This is a genomic window from Methyloglobulus sp., from assembly GCF_046714055.1.
Classification (GTDB): domain Bacteria; phylum Pseudomonadota; class Gammaproteobacteria; order Methylococcales; family Methylomonadaceae; genus Methyloglobulus.
Map to the genome: position 1 here is coordinate 1 of NZ_JBKKBJ010000166.1, position 4,131 is coordinate 4,131.

Annotated in this window: 5 protein-coding genes; 4 read left to right on the forward strand and 1 reads right to left on the reverse strand. The window is 49.6% G+C overall.

Translation table 11 applies throughout. The features are described 5' to 3' along the window. Positions 1-94 precede the first annotated feature (94 nt). Positions 95-976, reverse strand: a complete 882-nt coding sequence (dcm, locus tag ACLQ6D_RS09795) for a DNA (cytosine-5-)-methyltransferase (protein WP_411727101.1) — start codon at positions 974-976, stop codon at positions 95-97. A 99-nt stretch (positions 977-1,075) separates the two neighbouring features. Between dcm and ACLQ6D_RS09800 the strand changes: the two genes are divergently transcribed. From ACLQ6D_RS09800 to ACLQ6D_RS09815, 4 genes are all read left to right on the forward strand, one after another. Then, entirely contained in the window at positions 1,076-1,540 is a 465-nt protein-coding gene (locus ACLQ6D_RS09800) for a very short patch repair endonuclease (RefSeq protein ID WP_411727102.1), read from the forward strand. A 168-nt stretch (positions 1,541-1,708) separates the two neighbouring features. Continuing rightward, positions 1,709-3,193, forward strand: a complete 1,485-nt coding sequence (locus ACLQ6D_RS09805; RefSeq protein ID WP_411727103.1) for an aldehyde dehydrogenase family protein — start codon at positions 1,709-1,711, stop codon at positions 3,191-3,193. A gap of 99 nt (positions 3,194-3,292) precedes the next feature. Next, positions 3,293-3,517 (forward strand): hypothetical protein, encoded by a 225-nt coding sequence (locus tag ACLQ6D_RS09810; protein ID WP_411727104.1) that lies wholly within the window; start codon positions 3,293-3,295, stop codon positions 3,515-3,517. Positions 3,518-3,544: 27 nt separating this feature from the next. Next, a complete protein-coding gene (locus tag ACLQ6D_RS09815; protein WP_411727105.1) occupies positions 3,545-4,033 on the forward strand; it encodes an HAD family hydrolase in 489 nt (162 codons plus the stop codon). Positions 4,034-4,131: the final 98 nt, after the last annotated feature.

Below are 4,131 nucleotides of genomic sequence, written 5' to 3' on the forward strand. Positions count from 1 at the left end.
CTCATTCCAACTCATCCGCCGTGCCATGCCTGTTTTACCCCCGCTTAGGTAAAAACTTTTTTTCATATAGTGTTTTTGCACCTCTAAAGGCAGGTCACGCCAGTAACCGCCCTCTGGTACTAGTTCCATTACGGCTTTTTTGCCGAGCGGGTAGGTTTGTCCAGGTGAGGGTGACATCACAAGGAAATAATTCACCCATGCACAAGGCATCCTTAATGGTATAGATTTTCTGGTATTCTCGCGGCCAGCTAAATTCATGTTTGGACAAGTCCTTACGTATCCCGACCAAGATCAAGCGTTCTCGTTTTTGTGGGACACGATAGAAGAGGGCTTTCATTAGGTGAGGCTCCAGTAACTGGTAACCCAGTTCATCAATGACTGACTGGATGTTTTCCAGGGTGCGTCCGTTATCGTGGGTGAGCAGCCCCCGCACGTTTTCAGCCATGAACAGCTTGGGTTGGGTTTCCTTGATGGCTCGTGCAAACTCGAAAAAAAGTGTTCCCCTGGCATCCTCAAAGCCCATTTTTTTGCCTGCATAGCTGAATGCCTGGCAGGGGAAACCGCCTGTGATGACATCAATTTGGTTTTTGTATGGGGAGAAGTCTAAATTGGCAATGTCGCCACATACAACCTGCCAGTTTGGGCGGTTCGCTTGCAAAGTTGCACAAGCATTTTTGTCGATTTCATTCAGCAACACGGTATGCAATCCCGCTTGTTCTAGCCCGATAGCGAGCCCACCCGCACCGGCAAAGAGTTCGATTGTCTTATAAGTGCTTGCTGCGGTAGGGATTTGGCGTTCAGACGCATCAAAAATGAAATGCAGTTTATCGAATTGCTTAAGTTGCTCTTTGGTGTAAAAACTGTAATTATTGGCTGGGTTTCGGACTGGGGTGAGCTTGCCGTTGTTATCCCAACGGCGCAGTGTTTCTTTAGAAATTCCCAGCATATCGGCAACTTGTGCTACAGAATACATCATGAAAGCCCACTTAATTACACTTACCTTATTATACACTCCAACTGAAGCTCTCTGTGACGGTATTCAGTAACCTCCATAAGACAGGCAAAAGATTACACAATGACTGACCGCATAGACAAGGAAACCCGATCTCGAATTATGGCGGCTGTCCGTAGTTACGGGACACGTCCAGAAAAACGGGTGCGTTCTGCACTGCATAGTCAAGGTTTTCGTTTCCGGCTGCACATTAAGCAATTACCCGGTACGCCCGACTTGGTGTTACGCAAGTACAAGGCGGTTATCTTTATCAATGGTTGTTTTTGGCATCAACACCAGAACTGTAAGGCGGCGCATATCCCACAGACCCGCAGCGAATTCTGGCAAAAAAAATTTACCCGTAATGTGGTGCGCGACCAAAAGTTGTTGTACCAACTTAAAATAATGGGTTGGCGTGCTGCGATCATCTGGGAATGCGGCCTAACTAAAAAACTACAGGAAGATACTATTAAACGATTAGCGCTATGGCTTAGGTGGGGAAGTGAATATATTGAAATCCCCGTTTATGATGAGTTTACCGAGCAATAATCATCCAAATGCCTTACGGAAAAAATCTTGGGCAAATTGGCGATCACTAAACTTATGCTCGGAGTTTTCCTCAATGCCATTCGGCAGGGTAGAAAATAACTGGCTGGAGTTTTAGAACGCAAAGGGTATACTGGCTACTTCCTAAGTTACTTTCCGAGGAGCATCACCATGAATGCATTAAGCGCTAAAGCGGTTGATTTTATTGGTCAACCTAAACAAATGTTGATAAACGGACGCTGGGAACATGCAGCATCCGGTAAGACCTTTCCCGTCACCAACCCCGCAACGGGTGAAACCATTGCGTATGCCGCTGAAGCCGATAAGGCGGATGTCGATAAGGCGGTTAAGGCGGCACGAGCGGCGTTGGAGAGCAAGGCGTGGGCGACGATGACACCTTCGGACAGGGGCAAGCTGGTGTGGCGCATCGGCGATTTAATCCTTAAATATGCCGATGAATTAGCCGAACTGGAAGCACTGGATAACGGCAAGCCGTTTACGGTTGCCCGTGCCGCCGACGTTGCGCTGGCGGCAGATATTTTTCATTACATGGCGGGCTGGGCAACCAAATTGCATGGCATGACGATTCCCCTATCGGTTTCTGGCGGTAACTTTCATTCTTACACCCGGCGAGAACCGGTCGGGGTCGTCGGGCAAATCATTCCGTGGAATTTCCCGTTATTGATGGCGGCATGGAAACTGGCTCCCGCACTGACGACAGGATGCACGGTCGTGTTAAAAGTGGCGGAAGAAACATCATTGTCTGCGCTACGGTTGGGGGAAATACTACAGGAAGCAGGGTTGCCCGATGGCGTGGTCAATATCATCACCGGTTTTGGCGAAACCGCCGGGGCTGCCTTGGCCGCGCATCCTATGGTCGATAAAATCGCGTTCACAGGATCAACCGAAGTCGGCAGGTTGATCGTCAAGGCCGCCACCGGCAATCTAAAAAAAGTGACGCTGGAACTGGGCGGCAAATCGCCCAATATCGTACTTAAGGATGCTGATTTGGATGTGGCGATCCAGGGTGCCGCCAACGCCATTTTTTTCAATCACGGGCAATGTTGCTGCGCCGGTTCGCGTCTTTACGTCGCCCATGAGATCTTCGATGAAGTCGCGGAAGGCGTTGCCAATATCGCTAAAAAAATTGTGTTGGGTTCAGGACTGGATCCGCAAACCGAAATGGGCCCATTGGTTTCCAGCACGCAACTCAATCGCGTTTGTGGCTACTTGGATTCGGGTTTTCAGGAAGGTGCCAAGGCTATCTGCGGCGGTAAAAAGCGGGAGGGTGCCGGTTATTTTGTCGAGCCGACGGTGCTGGTCGATGCCTCGCAGCAAATGAAAGTGGTGCAGGAGGAAATCTTTGGGCCAGTTGTCGTCGCCATGCCGTTTAAAGAGGTGGATGAAGAATTAATCCGAAAGGCCAATGATTCGATTTATGGCTTGGCGGCGGGCGTGTGGACGCGCGATGTCAGCAAAGCCCATAAAATTGCCCACCAGTTAAAAGCCGGTACGGTTTGGGTCAATTGTTACAATGTTTTCGATGCAGCGTTGCCCTTCGGGGGTTACAAGCAATCGGGTTGGGGGCGCGAAATGGGTGCAGCCGTGCTGGAGCATTACACCGAAAGCAAGGCGATTACGGTAAATATTGGCTAGCCCGTATTGGATAGTGCATTGCTTCTCTACAATCCATAAAAATCAATGAGATGTTCTGCACTGCATATTGTTTGTTAACTTGAAAATGAATATAACTCGATGATTTATGCGCTCGATTTTGACGGCGTAATCTGCGATAGCGCGGTGGAAACGGCGATTACGGGCTGGAAAGCTGCCTCCGGTATTTTGGGCGACATTCCCAAGGCCGTTCCTCAAGAGATGATCGGCCGGTTCCGGTTAGTAAGGCCAATCATAGAAACGGGATACGAAGCCATATTGGCAATGCGCCTGCTCCAACTGGAAGAGGCAGTCGAAGCCATTTAAAGCGAGTATGGCGACAAAATTCAAGCCTTGTTACAAGATACGCAACTCACTGTTGACGACCTAAAAATTCTGTTTGGGGAAACCCTGGATGTTTGGATTGCTGATGGCTTGGCCGGCTGGGTCAACATGAATCCCTTGTTTGAGGGCATAGCGGCAAAGTTGCAAAAGCTTGGGCAACGGCATCCCTGGTATGTCGTCACCACCAAGCAGGAGCGGTTCGTCAAACAGATACTGAAAGCCAATGCGATTGATCTCCCGGACGGGCGGATTTTCGGGCTAGACCGCAATATGGGCAAGGCGGAGGTGTTAAAAGGGCTGCTAAAAGCCCACCCCAACGAAACGATTGTTTTTGTTGAAGACCGGCTGCCCACGTTGTTGAATGTTTTGAAAAACGACGGGCTTGCAAGTGTTAAACTGATTTTTGCGTTGTGGGGTTATAACACCGCCGAAGATAAGGCGTTTGCCGCTCGGCAACCCTTCACGTTGCAACAGCTTGACGGTTTTCTTGAGTTATAGGAATCTCTGGGCAAGTTGATTCGGTTCGTAGTTCGACAAGGCTCTCCTGAGTGTGTCGAAGGGCTCACGTAGCGGAAGCAACACGAACCGTCCGTCCT